Origin of the sequence: Thermoleptolyngbya sp. PKUAC-SCTB121 (assembly GCF_016919485.1) — a bacterium.
Taxonomy (GTDB): domain Bacteria; phylum Cyanobacteriota; class Cyanobacteriia; order Elainellales; family Elainellaceae; genus Thermoleptolyngbya; species Thermoleptolyngbya sichuanensis.
Genome location: NZ_CP070366.1, coordinates 872,626 through 890,871 on the forward strand (window position 1 = coordinate 872,626; position 18,246 = coordinate 890,871).

Annotated in this window: 11 protein-coding genes and 1 pseudogene; 5 read left to right on the forward strand and 7 right to left on the reverse strand. The window is 58.0% G+C overall.

Features of this window, described 5'->3' with window-relative positions; translation table 11 throughout:
* Window positions 1–4: 4 nt before the first annotated feature.
* From JTM80_RS03660 to JTM80_RS03670, 3 genes are all read right to left on the reverse strand, one after another.
* On the reverse strand, window positions 5–820 hold the full coding sequence (locus JTM80_RS03660) for an SDR family oxidoreductase (protein ID WP_172354214.1): 816 nt from the start codon (window positions 818–820) through the stop codon (window positions 5–7).
* A 1,167-nt stretch (window positions 821–1,987) separates the two neighbouring features.
* Window positions 1,988–3,859: an ATP-dependent zinc metalloprotease FtsH4 gene (gene ftsH4 / locus JTM80_RS03665; protein ID WP_205370622.1), complete on the reverse strand. Its 1,872-nt coding sequence runs from the start codon at window positions 3,857–3,859 to the stop codon at window positions 1,988–1,990.
* Window positions 3,860–4,093: 234 nt separating this feature from the next.
* Complete coding sequence (locus JTM80_RS03670) at window positions 4,094–4,291, reverse strand: DUF2949 domain-containing protein (protein ID WP_172354216.1); 198 nt, start codon at window positions 4,289–4,291, stop codon at window positions 4,094–4,096.
* Between the two features lie 832 nt (window positions 4,292–5,123).
* Between JTM80_RS03670 and JTM80_RS03675 the strand changes: the two genes are divergently transcribed.
* Window positions 5,124–6,170, forward strand: a complete 1,047-nt coding sequence (locus tag JTM80_RS03675; protein WP_205370623.1) for an AI-2E family transporter — start codon at window positions 5,124–5,126, stop codon at window positions 6,168–6,170.
* 13 nt (window positions 6,171–6,183) lie between these two features.
* Here the strand turns inward: JTM80_RS03675 and JTM80_RS03680 are convergent, their stop codons facing one another.
* Together JTM80_RS03680 and dnaK are read right to left on the reverse strand one after the other, a co-directional pair.
* Entirely contained in the window at window positions 6,184–7,152 is a 969-nt protein-coding gene (locus JTM80_RS03680) for a DnaJ C-terminal domain-containing protein (protein ID WP_205371251.1), read from the reverse strand.
* A gap of 920 nt (window positions 7,153–8,072) precedes the next feature.
* Window positions 8,073–10,166 (reverse strand): annotated as a pseudogene (dnaK, locus tag JTM80_RS03685) (molecular chaperone DnaK); the annotation flags it as partial.
* Window positions 10,167–10,431: 265 nt separating this feature from the next.
* On the opposite strand from dnaK, the gene JTM80_RS03690 reads away from it, so the two are divergent.
* Entirely contained in the window at window positions 10,432–12,462 is a 2,031-nt protein-coding gene (locus tag JTM80_RS03690) for an AarF/ABC1/UbiB kinase family protein (protein ID WP_205370625.1), read from the forward strand.
* 133 nt (window positions 12,463–12,595) lie between these two features.
* On the opposite strand, the gene JTM80_RS03695 is transcribed toward JTM80_RS03690, so the two are convergent.
* Together JTM80_RS03695 and JTM80_RS03700 are read right to left on the reverse strand one after the other, a co-directional pair.
* Window positions 12,596–13,000 (reverse strand): VOC family protein, encoded by a 405-nt coding sequence (locus JTM80_RS03695; RefSeq protein ID WP_205370626.1) that lies wholly within the window; start codon window positions 12,998–13,000, stop codon window positions 12,596–12,598.
* 287 nt (window positions 13,001–13,287) lie between these two features.
* Entirely contained in the window at window positions 13,288–15,321 is a 2,034-nt protein-coding gene (locus JTM80_RS03700) for a WD40 repeat domain-containing serine/threonine-protein kinase (RefSeq protein WP_205370627.1), read from the reverse strand.
* Between the two features lie 235 nt (window positions 15,322–15,556).
* Here JTM80_RS03700 and JTM80_RS03705 point away from each other — a divergent pair, with 235 nt between their 5' ends.
* The 3 genes from JTM80_RS03705 (at window position 15,557) to JTM80_RS03715 (ending at window position 18,210) form a co-directional block, all read left to right on the forward strand.
* Window positions 15,557–16,588 carry an alpha/beta fold hydrolase gene (locus tag JTM80_RS03705; RefSeq protein WP_172354221.1) on the forward strand — a complete coding sequence of 344 codons (1,032 nt, stop codon included), beginning with the start codon at window positions 15,557–15,559 and terminating at the stop codon, window positions 16,586–16,588.
* 339 nt (window positions 16,589–16,927) lie between these two features.
* Window positions 16,928–17,950 (forward strand): ParM/StbA family protein, encoded by a 1,023-nt coding sequence (locus JTM80_RS03710; RefSeq protein ID WP_172354222.1) that lies wholly within the window; start codon window positions 16,928–16,930, stop codon window positions 17,948–17,950.
* The gene (locus JTM80_RS03715; protein WP_172353189.1) at window positions 17,932–18,210 is read left to right on the forward strand and encodes a hypothetical protein; all 279 of its coding nucleotides are present in this window, start codon (window positions 17,932–17,934) and stop codon (window positions 18,208–18,210) included. Before JTM80_RS03710 ends, JTM80_RS03715 begins: the two co-directional genes overlap by 19 nt.
* Window positions 18,211–18,246: the final 36 nt, after the last annotated feature.

Here is an 18,246-nt window from a genome sequence, read left to right on the forward strand (position 1 = left end):
GCCGCTATCCGCGCATCATCCGCAGTTTGCCAAGCTCCCAGCGGGTCTGGGGCAGCGGCGCGGCCCATTGCAGCACTTTTTCCATCAGCCACGGCGCAAATCGCTGTCCCCAAAGGGCGAGATGGCTCTGCCAGCCGACGAGAATCTCGCTGCGGCCCCGCGATAGTCCGCGAGTGAGTGCTTGAGCGACCTGCTCTGGGGTCATGGGCAAAATCCAGCGAAACCAGCGGAGGTTTCGCACCATGTCGGTATCGGTCAGGGATGGCAGCAGAGACACAACCCGGACATTGTGCCCCGCCAGCTCACCCCGCAGCGCCTGCGTAAAGCCGAGAATGGCGAACTTAGTTGCCGAGTAAGTTGCCATCGTGGGCGCGGCCAGCTTACCCATGAGGCTAGAGACGTTGACAATCGTACCTTCATGCTGGGCCACCATGCGACGAGCCATCAGGCGCGTAATCGTGTACATACCGACCAAGTTGATGGCGATTTCTTCTTGCACCTGGGGCAGGCGGGATTGCAGGAATGGGGCCTGATGCGCCACGCCCGCACAGTTTACCAGGCAGTGAATCGGGCCGTGGTCGCGCCACGCTTTGGCCACGGCGATGCTGACTTCCGCAGGCTGGCTCAAGTCCAGCGGCAGGGCGATCGCCTCTACGCCCAGTTCTTGCAATTCGTCGGCTAATTCGGCCAATCGCTGGCGATCGCGGGCCACCAGCAGCAGCCGCTTTGCACCCTGATGGGCAAATTCCAGGGCGATCGCCCGTCCAATGCCGCGAGAGGCTCCGGTAATTAGAGCAGTCTTTCCGTAAATCGTCGTCATTACAAAGCCTCCAGTCTTGAAGACTCGCCGCCGAGCAAACGCCACCCATCGCGCCGGGTCTGCTTGCGGCGAGTGAGTGATCCAAATCGGTTTAGCCAGAAGTTTGGGCTTAGTCAGGAGCTTGAAGGAGTCCGAAACTGAGAAGTTATCTTACTCAGTTAAGCAATCGAGTGAAGCAGGGAATCCTGAATGTCCTGGAATGAAGTTCAGGTGAATGGCGCGGCCGCGCCCAGCGTTTGCAGATTTCACAAAGTTCGCAAATAGAAGTTCGCAAACACAGGTTCGCAAATACAAGTTCACAAAGAATAGTTCAAGAATTTGCCAGAGAAACCAAGAGAGATGGCTAAGCGACCTGAACCTCATCAATTGATTTTGGAATCGATCTGGATACGCGAGACAGACCATAAACCGGATGAGAATCGGATGCTACCGAATCCATCACTTGAGTCCAGCGTTGAAGGGAACTGTCCATCTCATCAATCCAGCAGAGAACGCGATGACGCGGCTGCAAAGCATTGATGAGAGCATTGCCCTGCAAAGCTGACGAACCAGCTAGAGTCATGACGTTCCAAAGCATACGCACAGAGTTTGTCAAGAAAAATACACACAGCCTGGTCGATTCTGAGAACTGGACGAAGATGGATTCATGCCAGTTCCAGCACTTTCCTGATCCTTCGGCAGGAATGATGGGACGAATCTCGAACCAACTCTAGACAGATGTGACTGATCGAGCGATGCAAATTTATTGAGAACGGAAAAGTATCAACATTTGGAATAGCGCTATCCATCAGTCGATATGCACACGTTAGCAGCGGGATCAAGCGGCTGCAACATTTATTAGGGAAAATCCGCAATCTTTACATTTTGAAATACTAGCGCTCAGGAAGGGCGATCGCCCCTCAGTGCTGCCGATGTGCCGATGGCTCGACTTCTTCTCCAGCGCACCGCTGCAACGGGTGTCCCTCAGTTTCTGAGAATAAGCCAGGTTGGGGTTCGCTTCCTGATGGGCAATCTTTATAGTTTGTAGTCGCAGAAATTTTTGATGGGCTGTTCTTCCACAAACAAAAAATTAGTCGCAAAAAAACGCACCTGGTTTCCCAGATGCGCCCCAATGAATTGCCAATGAATTGCCTAAGTGAATTTAGGTGGTTGGTTGCGGTTTAAAGATTAGGCAATCGCTCCTTCTGGCGCTTTCACCTGACTCAACAGGTCTTTCAGGGTTTCGCCCTCGATCACCTCCGTTTCCAGCAACTTCGTGGCGATGGTTTCCAACAGATCCCGATTGTGCTGGAGGATGTCAAGCGCTTTTTGGTGTGCGGTTTCGACGATATCCTTGACTTCTTTGTCAATGGCTTCGGCGGTTTGTTCGCTGACCATGCGGCGGGGGTTCATCTCGCCCCCCAGGAAGCTGTTTTGCTGCCCCTGCTGATAGGCTAGCGGCCCCAGCACTTTGCTCATGCCGTAGGTCGTCACCATGCGCTCGGCCAGGTCGGTGGCCCGCTGGAGGTCATTCGATGCGCCAGTGGTAATGCTGCCAAAGACGATTTCTTCGGCAGAGCGTCCGCCCAGCAGCGTGGCGATTTGTCCCAATAGCTCGGCTTCGCTCAGCAAGAAGCGGTCTTCCGTCGGCAGTTGCAGCGTGTAGCCCAGCGCCGCCATGCCGCGGGGCACGATGGAGATTTTTTCCACTTTGTTGCTGCCGGGCATCACTGCGCCCACCAGCGCATGGCCGACTTCGTGGTACGCCACAATCTTCTTTTCCTGGTCATTGAGGACGCGGCTCTTTTTCTCCAGACCCGCCACCACGCGCTCAATGGCTTCGGCGATGTCTTCCTGGGCAACGGCTTCGCGGCCGTTGCGGGCGGCCAGCAGTGCCGCCTCGTTGATCAGGTTGGCCAGGTCGGCTCCGGCAAATCCGGGTGTGCGCGTGGCGATCGCCTTCAAATCCACATCTGGGCCCAGCTTCACGTCCTTGGCGTGAACCTCCAGGATGGCCAGCCGCCCTTGCAAATCTGGGCGATCGACCAGCACCTGACGGTCAAACCGGCCGGGTCGCAGCAGTGCCGGGTCGAGGGTTTCGGGGCGGTTCGTCGCAGCCAGCACAATCACTGTCTGATCCCCCGCGTTAAAGCCATCCATTTCCGTCAGCAATTGGTTTAGCGTTTGTTCACGCTCGTCGTTGCCGCCGTAGAAGCCGCCCGTGGCGCGAGATTTGCCAATCGCGTCTAGCTCGTCAATGAAGATGATGCAGGGAGCCTGCTTCTTTGCCTGCTCGAATAGGTCACGCACACGGGAGGAACCCACGCCGACAAAGAGTTCAACAAACTCCGACCCGGAAATGCTGAAGAAAGGCACACTTGCTTCGCCTGCCACCGCTTTGGCCAGCAGCGTTTTTCCAGTTCCCGGTGGGCCAACCAGCAGCACACCCTTGGGAATCCGTGCGCCGATTTGAGTGAACTTGCGGGGATTTTTCAGAAATTCAACAATTTCCTGTAGCTCGGTTTTGGCTTCTTCTACACCCGCTACGTCGGCAAAAGTGACCTTGTTTTCGTCCCCTTCTACGTAGACCTTGGCGCGGCTCTTGCCGATGGACAGCACGCCCTGGCTGCCGCCGCCCGCCCCTCGCGACAAGAAAAACTGCCAGATGGCCACGAAAATCAGCGGCGGAATCACCCACCCCAAAATGTTAGACAGCCAGCCGTTGCGCGGCGGTGGGATAGCGGCAAACTCGACACCGTTTTCTTCTAGCAGCGAAGGCAGCTTTAGGTCAAAAATGGGCGTAGTTGCCAGGATCTGTCCCTCTTCTGCGGGAGGAACGGGCTTGAGCTGGTAGCGGATCTGCTCTTGGCCGATGTAGGCGCGGGCGACTTCGCCTTCGCTGACCTGATGAATAAACAGGCTGTAGGGAACCTGAGGAATTTGAGGCCCTAGCAGCCCAGGGAGGAGAATATTTGCTAGTAAAAATAAACTAGACACCAGCAGCAAAATGTTGCCGATGACGCGCGATCGCGGGGCTTTGGGCTGGTCTTTAATCGGCATTTGATAATGCTCCTTATTGACGGACAGAACGGACAACCAGAGAAAAACCTTTGAATTGAAGAGCACTCAGAACATGGAGCGGATAGTACAAAAATTCTCTAGCTTTCTTCATTTTAAAGGTTTATGAAGAAGCTGAGAGATAGAAACTGGAAAGGGGCACACCGGAATGTGCCCCCCAAAATGGCGAAATACCCGAACTTGTCAAACGGAAATCTTTAAACTCAGGCGGTAAACTCAGGCGGTTTCCAGCCAGTCGAAAATGCGGTCGAGCTGTTCTAGCGTGATTAGCCCGTATTGCCACAAAATCATCGGCAGCAGGTTCGAGTCTTGCTCTGGCTGTTTGAGGGCGATCGCAATTGACTCGGTTGGAATGGAGAGTTCTTCCCGCAGAAACTTAATCAGCCTGGCTTGAGTTGTGGATTCGTTCGTCATAGTATTCGCCATATTATTTGCCATTTAGGGTGTGTGACACGAAGAAACGTAGTCTTTTTGTTAACTTTTGCAACAATCTTTCAGGATTGATGTTGAAGATTATAGCGATAATCTCACCTTGCGTCCCCACCAAAAGGATTACTTCACTTAACTTTGTCGATATTTCATGGGGCGGATTCTTGTTTCTGGGGCTGTCCAGGCATTCTCAGATTGTGGCGGACTGTAGCGGATTGTGGCGGACTGTAGCGGATAGGCTGCCTCAAAAATGAGAATGGCCCTGACGCTGGTTCAGGAATCACTGTGAAATGCCTCTGTTGGGCGACGAGCGTGTGGCTCATCCGGCCCAACAATGCTGTAAGAGGATGTTTGAAAAGTCCTACTGTTTGTAGCAAAGCGTGCAAGATCCCCCTAAATCCCCCTAAAAAGGGGGATTTTAAGGCGGTTTCCCCCCTTTTTAAGGGGGGCTAGGGGGGATCTCTGGGTGCTTAACATTACAGGCGATACCTTTTCAAACACCCTCTAAGACACGTTGGATGATTGATGCAATGAATCTGTCAGGATACGCACTGGTTCACGATGGAGGAACTGAGCCACTCTCCAAGGCTCCTTGATTGCTGGCAAAGCGGCGCGTTCGTGTGGAGATCTGGGAATGATTTGACCGTGTAAGCCCTGTCTGTCGTAATTCCACAATCAATTAGGACTGACGCAGTTGGACGATTTTTCGCGGGCGCAGCCCGCGAAAAATCGTCCAAAACCCAGAAAACTTACGCAAGTGCGTAAGTCCTGACTGAAATCAATACTGAGCAATGGTGCTTGAGGACTGCCCAGCCTTATGAAATGGATTGATAATCTGCCTCGGTGGGTGACCTGGGGACTGGCGCTGCCGCTGGTCGTGCTAAACGGCTGGGCGCTGCTGGTGGTGATGGACTATTTTCGGCAGCTTCTGACAATTTTTGTGGGGGCGAACCTGCTGGCATTTGTGCTGAGCTATGCGGTGCGCTGGCTTCAGCGGCGGGGGCTATCGCGCGATCGCGCGATTTTGCTGGTGCTGCTGGCGACCCTGTTTCTGCTGCTGGTGCTGGCGGTCACGCTGATTCCGATTCTCCTTGACCAAATTAATGGGCTGGTCACCAAACTGCCTGCCTGGATCGAATCGGGCAACCAGCAGTTTCAGGATATGCAGCGCTGGGCCACAGCGAGACGACTTCCGGTAGACCTGATCGATTTTGTGGCGCGGCTCCAGGAGGCGCTGGTGGCCCAGCTTCAGCCGCTCAGCAGCGGTATGTTGGGGTTGGGCATTGGGCTGGCGGGCAGTGCGCTGGATTTTGTAATCACGATCGCCCTCACGTTTTATCTCTTGCTGCACGGTGAGACGCTGTGGGCCGGCATTCTCCGCTGGCTGCCGGGTTCTCAGGGAGAACCATTGAGGCGATCGCTCCGCCAGAGTTTCCACAACTATTTCAGCGGTCAGGCGATGCTGGCGCTGGTCATGGGGCTGTCGATGATTACGGTTTTCCTGCTGCTGCAAGTGCCGTTTGGGCTGCTGTTTGGTCTGGCGGTGGGCGTGATGACGCTGATTCCGCTGGGCGCACCGCTGAGCATTTGCCTGATCAGCTTTTTGGTCGGGCTGGGCAGTTTTTGGGTGGGTGTAAAGATGCTAGCGGTAGGGATTGTGGTGGATCAGGCGATTGAAAATGCGATCGCCCCCCGTCTCCTTGGCCGCTTTACGGGTCTAAATCCTGCCTGGGTCATCGTGGCGCTGCTGATTGGGGCCAGGGTGGCGGGCGTGCTGGGAATTTTAATGGCCGTGCCCACCGCAGGGTTTGTGAAGTCGCTCCTGGACCTGTCTCAGACGGAGAAACCCAAGGAGCTTTATTGACTGAACGATTCCACTAAACGCCCAATCCAGCGCGGGGATTGAACGTTTCAATTTGCCGCAGTTTGTCGTAGAGTTCGCGCTCCTGGGGACTGAGGTCTTTGGGAACCTGGATGGTGATTTCCACGATCTGATCGCCGCGCTTGCCGTCAATGGGATAGCCCTTGCCTGCCAGCCGCAGCTTTTGCCCTGCTTTCACGCCGGGAGGAATCACCATTTTCACCAGCCCATCCAGCGTTGGTACTTCGATCGCTCCCCCCAGCACTGCTTCGCTGGGCGTTAGGGGCAGCAGACAGTAGATATCTGCCCCGTCCAACTGATAGAAGGGGTGGGGCGCGATTTCGATGCGGAGAAACAGGTCGCCGCCAGACACGCCTTGCCCCTTCAGGCGAATCTTTTGCCCAGTGAGCATGGCGGCGGGCATATTTACTTCGAGTGATCGCCCATCTTCCAGGCGAATCCGCTCGCGCCCGCCCGCAAAGGCCTTTTCCAGCGGCACAGTCAGCCGGGCTTCGGCGTTGCGCGGTGTGGCGCGGGGAACCGTGTAGGTGGTTTTGGTAGTGCCGGGGCGGTAGGGATCGCGATCGCGCGGTGGGGTTCGCGGGGCGGCGGGTTCCTCATTGCGGCGGTTCAGCAGTTGGTCTACAAAGCTGTTAAAGTCGCGAAACTGGCTGAAGTCTACTTCGTCGGGGCTGCGGCTGGCGGTGCGGCTATTCCAACTGCGGGACTTGGGCGTTGCGCCACTCTGAAAGCCACCCTGCTTCCAGAAGCGGCTGAACTGGTCATACTGCGCCCGCTTGCTGGCATCCGACAGAACTTCGTAGGCCTCGCCAACGTCCTTGAACTTTTCCTCTGCTTCCTTGTCGCCAGGGTTCAAGTCGGGGTGATATTGCCGCGCCATCCGCCGATAGGCCTTTTTGATCTCCTCAGCCGTGGCGGTTTTGGGAATTCCGAGAATTTGATAGTAATTCCGAAAATTCTGCATCCGGTCTCCTACAGCCATTCGTCTTCTTCCTCATCCCAAATGCCCCGGCTGCGGGGAATCTCGCCAGTTTGCGGGCGGCGACGGGGAGTGTCGTCGCTGGGGCGACCCGTGGGACGGTTATATTCTGGCTTGTCTAGCGATTCGTCTTCGTCGGTTGGTGCTTCAGCGGGCGGGTCCTCCCAGTCTCCTGCTGGTTCGCGACGGGGGCGCTTGGGCGCGTCGTCCCACGGATCGAGACTGATGGAGTCGCGGCTGTCTGAGTCAAAACTGCCAGAGTCTGAAGTCCGCAGGTTCAGTCCTTGTCGCTCCGAGCGGCTGCGATTTTCTGGGCTGCGGTTTTCTAAGCTGCGGGTTTCTGGGCTGCGATTTTCTGGGCTGCGGGCTTCTGGGCTGCGATTCTCGGAGAAATCATTCTGCGAAGCGTCCATTTCGCGTCCAGATTCTCGTCCCATCTCGCGGGTTCCAGGTTCGCGGCCGCGGCTGGGCCTGTCGTCCCAGCGATCGCCATTGCTGCGGGGACGGCTTTCGAGGGGGTCTGGGTCGCGGCTGCGGTCGGCGGCCTCTTCCCAGCGATCGCGGGCGGGCGGGCGGCCAGAACGCGGCTCGTCCCAGGAATCACGGCTGGCAGGACGGCTAGAGCGCGACGGCTCATCCCAGGAGTCGCGGGCGGGTCGGCCAGGGCGCTGGGGTTCGTCCCAGGAATCGCGGCTGGCCGGCCGGGCAGAACGCGGCGGCTCATCCCAGCGATCGCGGGCGGCGGGTCGCTGAGGTTCGTCCCAAGAATCGCTGGCCGGGCGGCGCGGTGGCTCGTCCCAGGAGTCGCGGCTGGCAGGACGAGCGGGGCGGCTGCTGTAGGGATTGGGGCGATCGCCGCCTCGATCATTCCAGTTTTCTCGTGCCGCAGGACGGCTGCCATACGGATCACGGGGTTCGTCCCAGGAGTCGCGGGCGGCGGGGCGGCTGCTATAGGGATCGCGGGCCGCAGGGCGGCTGCTGTAGGGATCAGGGCGATCGCTCCAGGAATCGCGACGAACGGGCGGCCGGTCATCCCACGGGTCGCGGCGGGCCGCAGGGCGATCGTCCCACGGGTCGCGGCCGCCTCGATAGGAGGGAATTTCGTCAAACTCGTCGTCGTCGCCCAGCAGCGTCCGCTTCAGCGAGCTAAAGAAGCCCTCGTCTTCGTCGCCTCGATCAAACTGATAAACCTCCTGCTGGAGCTGATACAGCCCATCGCGCAGGTCGGCTTCGAGCGTGTCGATGCGGCGCTCATCGTTGTTGGCTAGGGCATCGCGCAGGTCTTTGATCAGCGCCTCGATCTTGCGGCGATAGGGGCTGGCAAACTGCATTCCAAAGTCTAGCGCCACCTCGCGCAACTGCCGCTCCGCCTGGTACGTTAGCGCCTCTGCCTTGGTGCGCTTTTCCACCCGTTCGCGCCGCTCCCGGTCTTGCTGGGCGTTGCGCTCTGCATCCTGGATCATCTTCTGAATTTCGGCTTCGCTGAGGGTGGATGCGCCCTGGATGGTAATGCCCTGTTCGCGGCCGGTGGTTTTGTCTACGGCGGTGACTTGCAAAATGCCGTTGGCATCGATGTCGAAGGATACCGAAATCTGGGGCACGCCGCGCGGTGCGGGGGGAATGCCCAGCAGTTTGAAGCGGCCGAGGGACTTGTTATCCGCGGCCATTTCGCGTTCGCCCTGGACGACGTGGACTTCCACCATCGTCTGGTTATTTTCAGAGGTAGAGAAGATGTCGGAGCGGCGGACGGGGATCGTGGTGTTGCGGGGGATTAGCTTTTTGGTCAGGCCGCCGATGGTTTCTAGACCGAGGGAAATCGGGGTCACGTCTAGCAGCAGGATATCGCGCATCCCCACTTCCTGCGTCAGAATACCCGCCTGGATCGCTGCGCCGACGGCCACGGCTTCGTCGGGGTTGACGTGTTCGCTGGGTTCCCGGTCGATGAGCGATCGCACTAGATTTTTCACCATCGGCATCCGCGTGCCGCCGCCCACCAGCACAACTTCATCAATGTCGTCTGGCGCAAGCCCCGCATCGCGCATTGCCTGCTTCAGCGGGCCGCGCATCCGGCTCAGCAGGTCGGTACACATGCCCTCGAACTGGGAGCGAGTCAGGCGCGTTTCCAGGTGCTTGGGGCCGTCTTCTGGCGTGGCGGTGATGAAGGGCAGGTTGATTTCTGTGACGCTGACCCCGGAGAGTTCAATTTTGGCTTTTTCAGCAGCTTCGGTGAGGCGCTGGAGAGACTGGCGATCGCGCCGCAGGTCGATGCCCTCCTTTTCTAAGAATTGCTCCGCCAGCCAGTCCACAATTTTTTTATCGAAATCATTGCCGCCAAGCTGGGTATCGCCGCTGGTGGCGCGGACTTCAAACACGCCATCGCCCACTTCTAGAATCGATACGTCAAACGTGCCGCCACCCAGGTCAAACACCAGAATCACCTGACTATCGCGCCGCTCTAGCCCATAGGCCAGAGAAGCCGCCGTCGGCTCATTCAGAATTCGCAGCACCTCTAGCCCTGCAATCCGGCCTGCATCTCGCGTTGCCTGCCGCTGCGAGTCGTTGAAATAGGCGGGAACCGTGATCACCGCGCCTGTCACCTGCTGCCCCAGATAGCGACTGGCCTCGTCCGCCAGCTTTCGCAGCACCATTGCCGAAATTTCCTCCGGCGCAAAGTCGCGCTCCAGTCGGGGGCATTTGATCTTAATATTGCCGTTCTCGTCTTTGCGGATAGTGTAAGGCACGCGCCGGGAGTCGGGGCTGACCTCGCTATAGCGTCGCCCGATAAATCGCTTCACGCCGTAGAAGGTGTTCTGGGGATTTAGCACCGCCTGCCGCCGCGCCATCTGCCCCACCAACTGTTCGCCTTCTTTGCTAAAGCCCACGACCGATGGGGTCGTCCGCATTCCCTCAGCGTTGGCAATTACGACGGGCTTGCCCCCTTCCATCACGGCGACGACTGAGTTTGTAGTGCCCAGGTCTATGCCTACGACTTTGCCCATGCGCTGCAACGCTCCTCGCGGATTTCACCAAATGTTGAGAACTGATAACTCATTCTATCTTGCCAACGCAAGGCCCGCTGCACAGTTGATCAGCGACTGCCCAGCGGTATCCGCGACCCGCAGGTGACGGTTTTTCCACCATTCGGATTACGGGCAGTCGGCTGTTCGCATCGCAATTCCCCCTGCAAGATAGAGGGGTTGCCAGATTTTCGCTGTTACAATGCTTAACAGAGGCGAATCTTCCCTTCATTCTGCTCTGGAACCCATGCCAACTGCTGAGACTTCCGCGACCGTCCGCCCTGATGCGGTGCTTGCTCGTCCGCTGTCGATCGAAGACCACCTCAAGTCTGCTTACGATTCGTCGGAGATGCCAGCGGTGCGCTATGACCCAATGGCGATCGCCGAATACTACAGCGCCCGTCCGCTGCAAGTGATGGGCCGAATGATTGGCATTGTGCTGCCCTTCCTTCTGCTTGCGCTGGGCTTGTGGTGGGATAAACAGTTGGGACAGATCGAGAAGAACCAGCAGCGCCGCGCCGAGCAACTGCGCGACATTTTGACCCAGCTTGGCCCTGCTTATATCAAGATTGGGCAGGCGCTTTCTACTCGCCCAGACTTGGTGCCGCCCGCGTACCTGGAAGAACTGACGCGCCTGCAAGACCAGCTACCGCCCTTCCCCAACGAAGTGGCGTTTCAATTTATTGAAGAGGAATTGGGCGATCGCCCTGAGAATATCTATGCCGAACTCAGCCCAGAGCCAATCGCCGCTGCCTCGCTAGGGCAGGTTTACAAAGGCAAGCTCAAGACGGGTGAGGTTGTGGCAGTGAAGGTGCAGCGTCCCGGACTGGCGGAGCGCATCACGCTCGACCTGTATATTCTGCGCCGGGCCGCGCAATGGGCAGCGAGTACGTTTAAGCAAATCCGCAGCGACCTCGTCGGCATCATGGACGAGTTTGGGGCCCGCATCTTTGAAGAGATGGACTATACCCAGGAGGGGCGCAACGCCGAGCGGTTTGCCCAGCTTTATGGCGCAATCCCTGACATCTATGTGCCGCGTATTTACTGGGAATATACCCATCAGCGCGTGCTGACGATGGAGTGGATTAACGGCACCAAGCTCACCAAGCCGCAAGAACTGGCCGCCCAGGGCATCGATGCAGCCTATCTGGTGGAAGTGGGTGTGCAGTGTTCGCTGCGGCAGTTGCTAGAGCATGGCTTCTTTCATGCCGACCCACACCCCGGCAACCTGCTGGCCACGCCTGACGGCAAGCTGGCCTATCTAGACTTTGGCATGATGAGCCAGGTGCAGGCTCCCCAGCGCTACGGGCTGATCGAGGCGGTGGTTCACATGGTCAACCGCGACTTTGAAGGTCTGGCGAAAGACTACGTAAAGCTGGAATTTTTGACCCCGGACACCGATCTAACCCCAATTATTCCGGCGCTGGCTGCGGTCTTTAGCAACGCACTGGGGTCGAGCGTTGCCGAACTGAACTTCAAAAGCATCACCGATCAGCTTTCCCAGGTGATGTACGACTATCCGTTCCGCGTGCCCGCCTATTACGCGCTGATCATCCGTTCGCTGGTGACGCTGGAGGGCATCGCCATCAACGTTGACCCAAATTTCAAGGTGCTGAGCAAGGCCTACCCTTATATTGCCAAGCGCCTGCTGACCGATCCGTCGCCCGAACTCCGCTCCTCGCTTAAGGATCTGCTGTTCAAAGACGGCAGCTTCCGCTGGAACCGTCTGGAAAACCTGCTGAAGAACGCCAAGGACAGCCCAGATTATGACCTGAACTATGCGGTAGATCAGGCGTTGAACTTCCTGTTTTCCGAGCGGGGCGAGTTTATTCGCGAGTATCTGGTGGAGGAGATTGTCAAAGGGATTGACGGCTACGGGCAGATGACGATGCAGCGGCTGACCGCTACCCTGCGCGATCGCATCGGTCTGGGCAATGGTTCTGCGCCGCCACCTGCTGATTCGCAAAACCTGGAAAACTTGAGCCGCATCCTCAACATTCTGCGCGATACGCCCGGATTTGACCCGATGCAACTCCTCCCCGTCGTGCCCAACCTGCTGCTGCGTCCCGAAACCCAGCGTATGGGCCAGCAGATTGCAGGCGGGCTGGCCCAGCGGGCCGCAGCCCGGTTTATCCGCGAGTTTTTGCTGCCTGAAGAGCCGCCTCAGCCGAATTCTTCTGCCAGCGGCCGCCTGAATCGCAACGGTAAGGTGCTAAGCAGCACAATGGGCAGCAACGGAAGCAGTAACCTGGCGCTGCCCGCCCGCCGCTCGGCATAGGCGATCGCCCGCTGATGCAGCGACCAACCTTGTAAGACGAACTTGTAAAGCTAACTTGTAGGACGAACTTGTAAGACGAACCGGAGCAATCCGGTTTGTTCCCTCCGGTTCGTCTTACGGGGTTACGCAAGGCTCAGAACGTTGCGGGATGCCCCGACTCGTGCAAGATGAGGCGGTTGCCATCGGGATCGTAGGCATAGGCTTCGCGGCCGTGGAAGTCAGTGATGATGGGGCTGGCGGGGCGCGGGGGAGCAGCGGCGATCGCGCTGTGGGCAGCCTCTACAGCGGCGATCGCCTGCTCTAGGTTATCCACCTCCAGGCACAGGCTCATAGCACCGCCTGGGGAGGCTGCAAACTCTCCGGCGTGTTCCTGTCTAGGCTGAAAGATGCCAAACCGAAACAGACCGATCTGGAATTCGACATAGGTGTTGGGAAACTCGAACGATGGAGCGATGTCGAGGAGCGTCCGGTAGAACTGCCGCAGCCGTGCCAGATTGGGCGAGGACAGGGTGAGCGTGGCGTAGTCGGTATAGAGCATAATTCTCCTGAAAAAGCATTAAAAAACAGCTACTAAAGGGTGGAACTTTAGCAGAGATTGGGTCGGATTGATCAACTCAGATTCAAAATTTAAAAACCGTCTGAAATTGTCTGGAAAATCTCTAAGAGGGTGTTTGAAAAGGTATCGCCTGTAGTGTTAAGCACTCAGAGATCCCCCCTAGCCCCCCTTAAAAAGGGGGGAAACCGCCTTAAAGTCCCCCTTTTTAAGGGGGATTTAGGGGGATCTTGCACGCTTTGCTACAAACAGTAGAACTTCTCAAACATCCTCTAAAACACGTCGTCCGGAAGCTGCCACAAACGCACGGTGCTAAATCCTTTGCCCGTAGCAATGGTTCTCCAGTCGGGGCTGACGACCGCATGGTCAAGGGGCGCTCCTTCGCCTGCGAAGATGTGGGTGGGTTTTCCAGTCACCAAATCCCACAGCGTCAGTTGCCCTTCGGCATCGCTGCTAAGCAGGGTTCTGCCATCGCCGCGCACCGCCAGCGTGTTAATAAACCCAGCCGATCCCGTCAGCGGTTTGCCCTGTTCGCCTGTCTCCAGGTTCCAGCGATAGATAGTTCGATCTGTGCCGCCTGCCAACACCTCAACACCATCCGGCGTAAAGGCGATCGCATTGATGACTCCGGTAAATCCGCTGAGCGTTCGTCGCTGCGTTCCAGATCTGAGATCCCAGACCATCAGAGTTATATCTGTGCCCCCGCTGACGATCGTGCGGGCATCGGGGCTAACGGCGATCGCATTGATGAACCCGTCATGTTCCTCTAGGGTGTGGATCGGCTGCCCCGTTGTCAGGTTCCAGGTTCGCACCGTGCCATCCGCGCTGCCGCTGATCAGCGTTCCATCCGAGGCGATCGTCAGCGCGTTGACCGCGTTCGTGTGCCCGACCAGCGTATGTCGGATTGTGCCGCTGGGCAGATCCCAGATCAAAATTTGATTATCTGCGCCGCCGCTCGCCAGCGTTTGTCCATTGCCGCTTAGCACCACCGCATTCACGTAGCTGCTGTGTCCCTTGAGGGTGCGGAGGGGCTGCCCGGTGGCCACGTCCCACAGGATAATCTGATGGTCTGCGCCACAGGTGATTAACCGCTGCCCGTCTGGTGTGAACACGGCATGGTTGATGAATCCGGTGTGTCCTGTGAGGGTGGCGCTGGAGACGAGCGGCTGTACCGCAACGATTCCACCACTGAACTGCTGATAAGCCCGCCAGCCGCCCCAGCCCGCCAGCCCAATCAGCAGCGCTGTGGCACTGCTCCAAAGCCAGGGATACTTCCAGCGAAACGGGGTGTGCTGGGTCTGGGTCTGCGCGGGCTGAAGCTGGGTCGTTCTGGGCGATGAGGGACTTTCGGCGGGCCGTGCAGCAAGAGCCTGGATGCGGGGCAGGTTGCTGGGTGGGGCGATCGCCGCCAGGTCTTCCAGAATCTCGCGGGTGCTACTGGGGCGATCGCTCGCTTTGGGCGCGATCAGACGGTCAATAAAATCGGCAAACGGCTCCGACACCTGCGGCGCAAACTGCCGCCAGCGGAAGCTATTGTCGTGGGGATTGTAGATGTCAGGATCGGTCGGTTGCTTACCCGTCAGCAGGTAAATAAACGTCCACCCCAGCGCGTAAAAGTCGGACTGGGGAACTGCTTGCCCCCTTTCCTGCTCTGGCGGCGTGTAGCCTGCGGAGCTAATGCGGGTCACGCCTTCGGAGCCGCCTAGCTGTGCTAGATAAGTTGCGGTCATCTCGCGCACCGCGCCAAAGTCCACCAGCACCAACTGCCCATTCGACCGCAGCATGATATTTTCGGGCTTGATATCCCGGTGAAAATAGTTACGCTCATGCACCAGATGCAGCACCTCCGTCAGTTGCCGCATCCACCTTCGCGCCTGCGCCTCGCTGATGCCGTGGTTACCCTGCTGCCGCATCCATTCCCGCAGGTTGGGCCCGTCGATTTTTTCCATAATGATGCAGTGCAGCGGCGACTCGCTGCCGCGCGGCAAAAACTGGAAGTAGCCATCTGGCTCAATCGCAGGCACACCGGGATGGCGCAACTGGCTCAGCACCACGGCCTCTCGCTGAAACAGGGCGACGGCCTTGCTGTGGCCGCTGTGGATTTCCTTCAGCACCTTGAGGATTTTGGGCACGTTGCGTTCGTAGGCTTCGTACACCTGCCCAAAGCCGCTTTTGTCGCTAATTAGCCGCATGACGCGATAGCGCTCCCGCAGCACCAGATCCGACCCGCAGCTTTGGCAAAAGCGGCTGCCGTCGTTGCCGGGGTGATTGGGTTCAGTGCACTGGGGATTGATGCAGAGGCTCATAGCGTCGGGCGGTGATGCATCCTGGGAGGGGTTGGGGCTTAAAGGGATTGTCTGGGGGTGTCTGAAGCAAAACGGTTTTTCCCCAATCAACCTCAGACGCGGTGTTTTCCGGTGTCCACGATCCAGCACTTACCAGAATACTGTACTGCTTCGCGGGTGGCTCCTGACCCTGAACCCCTAACCCTTGACCCCGTGCTATAGCATGAAGAGGAGGTTGTTTAGATTGGCGATCGCTATGTCTGCTTTGTCTCCGCGGCTTCCTTGGCACACGCAGCTTGGCTCTCAGCGAGACTGGGCATGGCGCGGCTGGCAGATTCGCTATACCTATCTAAGGGCGCAAACCCCCGCACCGGATGCTGTGCCGATTGTGTTCCTGCATGGGTTTGGGGCGGCGCTGACCCAGTGGCGGCTGAATCTGGAGCCGCTGAGCCAGCATCACACGGTCTATGCGCTGGATTTGCTGGGGTTTGGTGCGTCGGAAAAGGGGGCGGCAAACTACAAGGTAGACCTGTGGATGGCGCAGGTGCGGGACTTTTGCCGCGAGATTGTGGGGCGGCCGGTGGTGCTGGTGGGGCATTCGCTGGGGGCGCTGGTGGCGCTGGCGATCGCCGCCACTGATCCCGCTCTGGTTCAGGGATTAATCCTGCTCACCTTGCCCGCGTCTCGCCAGGAGTTGCTGCCGGGTAAGCTACAAAGCTTCGTGGGCGAAATTGAATCTTTCTTCTCGTCGCCGCTGCTGCTGAAGCCGCTGTTCAGCGTGATTCGGCGGCCAGGCGTGATTCGCTCGGTGCTGCGGGCAGTCTATGCCAATCCCGAAACCATTACCGACGAACTGGTGCAGAGCTTTACGATTCCGGCGGGCGATCGCGGCGCGGCGAAGGTTCTCTGTCGGCTGGTGCAGGCCCGCACCCAAACGGACTTTAGCCCCAGCACCCAATCCCTTCTGCAAGCCGTCGATTTGCCCATCCTGCTGCTGTGGGGAGAAAAAGACCGGGTGATTCCTCTGGTATGGGGTCGTCAGCTTCCGGCCATGAATCCCAAACTAAAGCTGATTGAACTGCCTGGAGCAGGCCACTGTCCCTACGACGAGTGCGCTGACCGGGTGAATCGAGAAATCCTAGCGTGGGTCGATCATTGCGTTAGCAAGGTAAATGCTGGAGTGGCGAATGCTGGGATGGCGAATGCTGGCGGAGTAAATGCTGGAATGGCGAACGCTGGCGCGGTGAACGCTGGCGGAACCAACCAGCCGCCAAGCCCCAAAGCCTGACCCCAGATCCCAGCCTGGTTTACATTTTTTCAAATTTTCTCAAACTTTTTTAGAGTGCGTCTGTACTGCTAGGGCGCTGGCTTTGGCGTGTTTGGCGATGCTGGGCAGGGTCGATGGGGGCGATCGCCCGATCCAAAATTTGGAAGGGAATGATATAGTACACTTGTATCAAACACCAAATGGGTACAGATGGGGACAAACGGAACCTCTGGATGGCTGATCTTCAAGTCTCAGATCCAATCCCAGAGACAATCCCAGGGTCAATCCCAGAGCCAATTCCAGCACCCTGATGCCCCACGTACCACCTCAGCAAACTCAACGGGTGAAAACAAACGCTCTATGACTACAGGTACCAGAGCAAGGCGGGCAAGTAAACCCCCTGCAATCTCCCCAAGCGGCACGCGCACCCTGGCGCTGGATGCAGGCAACTACGACCTCAAATTTTTTGATGGCAACGGTCATCCCAAGGCGATTCGCTCGGTGCGCTATCACCTACCGTCGGGGCGCGATGCCGTCAGCTATTCCGACGCTTCGCCGCTGATCGAGCTGCCCGACGGAACCCGCGTCCACTTTGGCGCACAGGCCTACAAATACCGCCGCCAGCAGCAGACGGTCGTGGAAAACAAGGTAGAACTGTCGCGCCTACATCTCTACGCCTGTCTAGAGCCGTTTAATGGCAGTACCGAGTTCACCTTGCAGGTTTATGCTTCCACCCCGGAACCCGCCAAAAATCGGGACGCGATTCGGGAGCAACTCATCGGGATGCACGAATTCAAGCGCAACGGGCTAGACTACCGCGTCATGGTGGAAAGCGTGGACGTGGAGCGCGAAGGCATGGGTGCATACCACTATGCACGGCAACTGGGCATGATTCCCGATGCGGGCTTTACCATCGTCGTCGATATTGGCGGCGGCACCTGGCTAACGCGGCTGGTGGACGCTGAGGGCGAAGTAATTGACGAAAACGTGATGGATCGTGGTGGCGCGTATGAACTGGCGGCCTCCATCAGCTTCGACAAACGGCTGACCACAGCACTGGGGACAAGCGCTGACCCCAGTATCGTGATGGACGGCTTTCGCGCTGGGCACACCTATGCCGACACGGAGCTAACTTGGGCCCCCTGGCTGGAAGAGCATCTCGACCCCTGGTTTAAGGGCATTTTCCAAACCGTGCGATCGCAATACAACCCCTATATGCCCCGCGTGACGCGCTTTCTGGTGACGGGCGGCAGCACCCACCTGATTGCTGAACGGCTGCAAGGGCGCAAGCTCTTTGCCGTCATGGGCGATCCGCAATTCGCCAATGTCCGCGGTTTGTACTCGATGTCGATGGACCAACAGCTATGCATGACAACAAAGTAAGACTGAGTGCGGATGTGCTGGAAAAGGCGCAGCAAATCGCCGCCGAGTGGGGGCTGAAGAATACCCGTGCGGCGGTGGAGGCAGTATTCCGGCGCTATGCCGATGACTATCTGCATGGTCGGGAGCCATTTCCAGGCGCGGCGATTGCCCAGACCCACCTCCCTACCTGGACTCCACCCCGACGGCTCGATCCGCTGGGGCTGGCAAACGGCGGCAGTTGCGAAGCGCTGGATGCCTTGGATGAACTGCTTGGAGCCTGACGGGGCCGCCGCTCTGGGGTCTAAAATAGGAGGCTG